The following is a 6,572-nucleotide window of genomic DNA, read 5'->3' as shown; positions in this document are numbered from 1 at the left end:
TCCTTTATTTCGCTGCGCAGCGCACCCCACGCCCGCGAGCGGCCTGCACCCCTGCACACCACTGTCCACACCCACTTCGCGCGCCAATGAGGTCGGCGGCAGCCGGGCTGACCGGCGCAGCGGCATAAAGGAGGAGCACGGGGCGCAGCCCCGGGCGGGGGACAGCCGCGGAGCCGGTCAGCCCGGTTGCCGGCGACCGGATCAGGCCAACGAAACCAGGCTCAAGCAAACAACGACTTGTGCTGATCCCGCAGCAAATTCTTCTGAACCTTCCCCATCGTGTTCCGAGGCAACTCGTTCACCACAAAACAGCGCTTGGGAATCTTGAAGTTCGCGAGACGTGACTTCAAAGAAGCCAAGACCTGAGCAGCGTCCACCTGCGCACCCGGCTTGGCAATCAACAGCGCCACACCCACCTCGCCAAAGTCGGGGTGCGGCACACCGATCACCGCACTCTCCACCACACCCGGCATCTCGTTGATGTAGCCCTCGATCTCGGCCGGGTACACGTTGTAGCCGCCGGAGATGATCAGGTCCTTGCTGCGGCCCACAATGTTCACGTAGCCGCGCTCGTCGATGCGCCCCACGTCGCCGGTCTTGAAAAAGCCGTCGGCTGTGAACTCTTCGGCCGTCTTTTCCGGCATGCGCCAGTAGCCCTTGAAGATGTTCGGGCCGCGCACCTGGATGCCACCAATCTCGCCGGCTTGTGCCAACTGGCCGTCGTCACCCATCACGCGCAATTCCACGCCCGGCAGCGGGAAACCCACCGTGCCGCCGCGCCGCTCGGTGGCGCCACCATGGCGTGCGTCGGCGTTGCAGGGGTTGGAGGTCAGCATCGCGGTTTCGCTCATGCCGTAGCGCTCCAGGATGGTGTGGCCTGTGCGGGCTTTCCAGTCGTTGAAGGTTTCGATCAACAGCGGTGCCGAGCCCGAGATGAAGAGGCGCATGTGGGCCGCCTGCTGCACCGTGAGCGAAGGCTCGGCCAGCATGCGGGTGTAGAGCGTGGGCACGCCCATGAACACCGTGGCCTCGGAGAACTTTCGGATCGCCAGCTTGGGGTCGAACTTGGACATCCAGAACATCTTGCTGCCGTTGATCAGCGCGCCGTGGATGGCCACGAACAAACCATGCACATGGAAGATCGGCAGCGCATGGATCAGCACGTCGTCGGGCTTCCAGCCCCAGTAGGTTTTGAGCACCTCGGCGTTGCTGCGCAGGTTGTCGTGCGTGAGCATCGCGCCCTTGCTGCGGCCGGTGGTGCCGCTGGTGTACAGAATGGCGGCGAGGTCGTCGTCTGCCCGCACGGCCGGCGTGTGCCGGTCGCTCATGTGGGCCGCGCGCTCCAGCAGGCTGCCGGTGCGGTCGTCACCCAGCGTGAACACATGGCGCGTGCCGGCGGTGAAGGCGATCTTGCTGACCCAACCGAACTGCCCCGGGCTGCACACCACCACCGCAGGCTCGGCGTTGCCGATGAAGTACTCGATCTCGGCGCTCTGGTAGGCGGTGTTGAGCGGCAGAAACACATGGCCTGCACGCAGCGTGGCCAGGTACAGCACCAGCGCTTCGACCGACTTCTCCACCTGCACGGCCACGCGCGAGGCGGGTGGCAGCGCCAGTGAATCGAGCAGGTTGGCCACCATGGCCGAGGCGCGGTCGAGGTCGCGCCACGAATAGCTCAGGCCATCGTCGGTCTCGATCGCCACGCGGTCGAGGTCCTGCGGAAAGGCCGCGCGCAGGGCAGCAAAGAGGTTGGAGTTGCTCATGTTCTGGTCAGCAAAGTGGTGTGACAAAAAATCAGAAGACCGCAGGCCGTTTGGCCAGGAAAGCCGCGATGCCCTCGCGATGCTCCGCGCTGTCGGCGTAACGGTAGGCGCCATCGGCCGTGGCGGAAGTTGCATCTTGCGTGGCCCGCAAAGCCTGTTTGTTCAGCCGCGCGGCCTGGGGCGACAGCGCGCAGATGCGCTGCGCGCGCGCCAGCACGGCGGGTGTGAGCGTGCCGTCGGGCAGCACGGTGTTCAGGAAACCGCGCGCCTTCATCTCGGTGGCGTCGAACACAGCCGCTTCCAGCAACATCTCGCGCGCGGTGGCGGCACCCGCCTCGCGCGCCACCAGCGCGGCCTCGCGCGCTGCCATGGGGAAACCGAGCTTGGCAATCGGCGCGCCAAAGCGCGAGCCGCTGGCTGCCACACGGATGTCGCAACAGCTCGCGATCTCCACGCCCGCGCCCATGCAGTTGCCTTCGATCTGTGCGAGCAGCGGCAGGTCGCACGCGAGCATGGCACCCAGGCCGCCCCACACCTCGTCCTCGTGAAAACCGCGCAGGGCGGTCTCATCAAATCGGAAGTCGGGGTACTCGACGATGTCGCCACCGGCGCAGAAATGACCGCCATCGCCCGCCACGATCACGCAGCGAACGTCGGTTCTGACCTGCAGGCCCTCGAAGACCGTCTTGAGTTCTCGCCACATCGCGCGCGACATGGCGTTGAACTTGCCGGGATTCGACAAGGTCACCCGGGCGAGCAAGCCTTCGATGGCCACCTGAACGCGGCCTGCCACAGAGGTCAAAGCGATCAGTCCAGCTTGGCGCCAGAAGCCTTGACCACCGCCGCCCACTTGCGGATCTCGCCCTTGACGAAGGCGTCGAACTGCGGGCCGCTGATGTTGGCGAACTCGGCGCCCTGGTTGGCCCAGACGGCCTTGGCTTCGTCGGTGCTCACGGCCTTGCGGATCTCTTCGATCGCACGGGCCTGCGCATCGGCCGGCGTGCCCTTGGGCGCCCACACGCCGTACCAGGTGGTCACGTTGTACTCGGGCAGGCCGAGTTCGGCGGCGCACGGCACGTCGGGGAACGCCGCGTTGCGCTTGTTGCCAGAGACCATCAGCGCCTTGATGCGCCCGCCCTTGATGTGGGCCGCAGACGATCCGAGGCCGTCGAACATCATGTCGACCTGGCCGGCAATCAAATCGTTGAGAGCCGGGCCCGCGCCGCGGTAGGGAATGTGGGTGATGAAGGTGTTGGACTGCTGCTTGAACAGCTCGCCCGCGAGGTGGTGCGAGGTGCCGCCACCGGCCGAGCCGTAGTTGAGCTTGCCCGGGTTGGCCTTGACCTGCGCCAGGAACTCCTTGAAGCCCGCGCCCGAAATGTTCTTGGGGTTGACCACCAGCACCTGCGGCACGCTGGCCACCAGGATCAGCGGGATCAGGTCGGTCTCGAGGTTGTAGTCCAGCTTGGGGTACATGCTCGGCGCGATGGTGTGGTGCACCGCACCCATGAAGAGGGTGTAGCCATCGGGCACGGCCTTGGCCGCGATGCCGGCGCCCAGCGTGCCACCGGCGCCACCGCGGTTGTCGATCACCAGGCTCTTGCCGGCGATGCGCGTGAACTGCGCGGCCATGGGGCGGGCAAACGCGTCGGTACCGCCACCGGCAGGGAACGGCACGATCATGGTCACCGGCTTGTTGGGCCAGGTGGACTGGGCGTATGCCCCGGCGCCGTAAACGGCGGCGCCGGCAACGGCCGTGCGCAAGATGTCTCTGCGGTTGAAGTGATGGGTCATGTTTTTTGTCTCCTGTGGTTGTGAAAAGCAACGTCAAAGGTACAGGTCTTCGATCGCTGCGGCTATCGGGATCTTTCCCTGCGCCAGCCAGGCGCGGTGTTTCTCCAGGCGTTTAAGGTCATAGAGGTAATTGACCATCAAACCGTAGGATTGTTTGGAACCTTTGTTGGACGGATCGCCCGCCCAGTTCAGGCGCTCCACACGGGCGCCGTTGCCCAGGTGGAAGCGCGCCACCGGGTCCAGCGGCTTGCCACCCTGCATCTCCTTGCCCAGGTACCGCGCAGCCCATCCCAGCAAAGCCTTGCGCTCCGGCGCGGACTCGGTGAGCTGTTCCAGGTTCTCCCAGCTCTTGAGCAATTCGGCCGGCGCGTTTTTGTTGAGCCAGGCCCGCAGGCCCGGGATGGGCGAGAGCGTCACGAACACCTTGAGCTTGGGAAACTCCTGGTGCAGGGTCTCGACCACGCGCTTGATCAGCGAGTCGCCAAAGCTCACGCCGCGCAAACCGTTCTGTGTGTTGCTGATCGAATAGAAGATGGCGGTGTTGGCCTTGGCGATGTCAACCGGCGCGGCCTCTTCGTCCAGCAGCGGCGTGATGCAGTCGGCCATCTCGTTCATGAGCGCCACTTCCACGAAGATCAACGGCTCTTCGGGCAGGCGCGGGTGAAAGAAGCCGTAGCAGCGGCGGTCGCCATCGAGCCGGTTCTTCACATCGGCCCAACTGCGGATGTCGTGCACCGCTTCGTACTTGATGAGCTTTTCCACCAGCGAGGCCGGCGAGTCCCAGCTGATGCGGCGCAGCTCCAGAAAGCCCACGTCGAACCAGGTGGAGAACATGTACTCCATCTCCACGTCGAGCGCGTGCAGGCGCTTGTCAGCCTTGAGGTGGGGCTGCATTTCCGCGCGCACGTCGACCAGAAAACGGATGCCCTCGGGGTGCGCGCTGAAGCGCTGCAAGATGCGCCGGCGCGGCGACACCGTGGCGCGGCGGTACAGCACTTCGGCCGCGGCTTCGTCGGGCGTGCCCACGGCGGCGGCAAACTGGGTCTGGGCGGCCTTGATCTGCTCGGCGTCGGCCACGAAATGTTCGCTCATCAGCAACCACAGGTCGCGCCGCTCGGGCGGTGTGGCCTTGGCGTACCACGCCATCAGTGCCTGGGCGCGGGCGCCGCCTTCCACCTCGCTGAGCAGCGGATCGACGATGCCCTTGAGCTGGTCGAGCAGGCGGCGCAACTGGCGTGGCGACATGGCTTCGTCGTCGTGCCGCAGCGCGCCCTTGAGCCGTTCCTGCGTCGAGCGCACACCCGCCTTGCCACTGGGGCGCAGCATGGAGGCGCCCTTCTCCAACCATTCAGCCGTGTTCATGCGGTGATCCTCGACGTGTTGCTGCGCGCGAGCTCGCGCAAGGCCACGCGCTGGCGCGTGAGGTGGGTGCGCATGGCGGCTTCGGCGCCTTCGGCATCGCGCGCCTTGATCGCGGCAAACACCGCCATGTGCTCGGAGAGGCTCTGGTCCAGCCGGCCCGGCGCGTGCAGCTGCTGCAGGCGCGCAAGCTTGACGATCTTGCGCAGGTCGCCGATCACCTGCGCCAGCCAGCGGTTGTTGGCCAGCGTGATGATGGCTTCGTGAATCGCGAAGTTGGCCTGGTAGTAGTCGTTGATGCGGCGGTTTTTGGCGCAGCGGTTCAGGCGGTCGTGCATCTGCTCCAGCGTCACCAGATCGGCGTCGGTGGCGTTGCTCGCGGCTTCAAACGCACACCGGCCTTCGAGCAGGGCAATGACGGGAAAGATCTCGTCGAGATCGCGCTCGGTGATCTGGTTGACGAAACACCCGCGGCGCGGCTCGTGGCGCACCAGGCCCTCGGCGGCCAGCACCTTGAGCGCCTCGCGCAGCGGCGTGCGCGAGATCGCCCATTCACCACACAACCCAAGTTCGTCGATGAAGCTGCCGGGCGCCAGCACACCGTCGAAGATGCGCTCGCGCAGCTTGGCGGCCACTTCGTCGTGCAGGGAGTTGAGCACCAGTCGCATGGAAGGGAATCGGTTCGTAATCACCTGTAATTACGGCGAATGATAAAAAATCCCCGGCGCTCTGTACCGGGGATTTACCCTTGCTGGCGATGAGTGGTGACAGATCCGCCGCCGGGCCGCCCCCAGGCGGATCAGTCCCCTCGGGGGGCAGCGACCCGCGAAGCGGTGGAGCGTGGGGGCAGCGACCCTAGGTTCGACGGCCGAACCACCACCACATGAAGGCGCCCGCGCCGATCATGGGCACGCACAGCCACTGCCCCATGCTCATGCCCAGCGAGAGCAGGCCCAGGTGGGCGTCGGGCTCGCGGAAATACTCGGCAATGAAGCGGAACACGCCGTAACCCATGAGGAACACGGCCGACACCTGACCACGCGCACGCGGCTTGCGCGCATAGAGCCAGAGCAGCACGAAGAGCAGCAGGCCTTCGAGCAGGAACTGATAGATCTGCGAGGGGTGGCGCGGCAAGTCACCTGCACCGCGAAACACCATGCCCCAAGGCAACGACGGGTCGGCCACGCGGCCCCAGAGTTCGCCGTTGATGAAGTTGCCCACGCGCCCAGCCGCGAGCCCCGTGGGCACGCACGGCGCCACAAAATCCATGACTTCCATGAACGGGCGTTTGCGACTGTGCGCGTACCAGACCATGGCCAGCATCACGCCGATCAGGCCACCATGAAAACTCATGCCACCCTGCCAGATCGCAAACACCTCCAGCGGGTTGGCCAGGTAATACGCCGGCTTGTAGAACAGGCAGTAGCCGATGCGCCCGCCCGCCACCACGCCGAGCACGCCGAGGAACAGGATGTCTTCCACATCGCGCCGCGTCCACGGCGGGTTGGTGATGCCGGCAAAGGGCTGGTGGCGCAAGCGCAGGTTGGCGAGCCACATGAACAGGCCAAAGGCCGCCAGGTAGGTGAGGCCGTACCAGTGGATGGCCAGCGGGCCGAGCTGCAGGGCGACGGGGTCGATTTGGGGGTGTTGAAGCAT

At 65.6% G+C, this 6,572-nt stretch carries 6 protein-coding genes; all 6 read right to left on the bottom strand.

The window, feature by feature from the left end:
- Positions 1–221: 221 nt before the first annotated feature.
- Positions 222–1,763: a malonate--CoA ligase gene (locus tag ACN4F8_RS17925; protein ID WP_419474808.1), complete on the bottom strand. Its 1,542-nt coding sequence runs from the start codon at positions 1,761–1,763 to the stop codon at positions 222–224.
- 31 nt (positions 1,764–1,794) lie between these two features.
- Positions 1,795–2,556 carry an enoyl-CoA hydratase/isomerase family protein gene (locus ACN4F8_RS17920; protein WP_419474809.1) on the bottom strand — a complete coding sequence of 254 codons (762 nt, stop codon included), beginning with the start codon at positions 2,554–2,556 and terminating at the stop codon, positions 1,795–1,797.
- Between the two features lie 14 nt (positions 2,557–2,570).
- Complete coding sequence (locus tag ACN4F8_RS17915) at positions 2,571–3,557, bottom strand: Bug family tripartite tricarboxylate transporter substrate binding protein (RefSeq protein WP_419474807.1); 987 nt, start codon at positions 3,555–3,557, stop codon at positions 2,571–2,573.
- Between the two features lie 33 nt (positions 3,558–3,590).
- Positions 3,591–4,919 carry a malonyl-CoA decarboxylase domain-containing protein gene (locus ACN4F8_RS17910; RefSeq protein WP_419474806.1) on the bottom strand — a complete coding sequence of 443 codons (1,329 nt, stop codon included), beginning with the start codon at positions 4,917–4,919 and terminating at the stop codon, positions 3,591–3,593.
- On the bottom strand, positions 4,916–5,584 hold the full coding sequence (locus ACN4F8_RS17905; RefSeq protein ID WP_069046228.1) for a GntR family transcriptional regulator: 669 nt from the start codon (positions 5,582–5,584) through the stop codon (positions 4,916–4,918). The genes ACN4F8_RS17910 and ACN4F8_RS17905 overlap by 4 nt, the downstream gene beginning before the upstream one ends.
- A 187-nt stretch (positions 5,585–5,771) precedes the next feature.
- Positions 5,772–6,572, bottom strand: a complete 801-nt coding sequence (gene lgt / locus ACN4F8_RS17900; RefSeq protein ID WP_419474805.1) for a prolipoprotein diacylglyceryl transferase — start codon at positions 6,570–6,572, stop codon at positions 5,772–5,774.

Origin of the sequence: Hydrogenophaga sp., assembly GCF_048549895.1 — a bacterium.
In the GTDB taxonomy this organism is placed as follows: Bacteria; Pseudomonadota; Gammaproteobacteria; order Burkholderiales; family Burkholderiaceae_C; genus Hydrogenophaga.
Note: the sequence above shows the minus strand (reverse complement) of the source record. Positions and strands in the feature narration are given on the sequence as shown.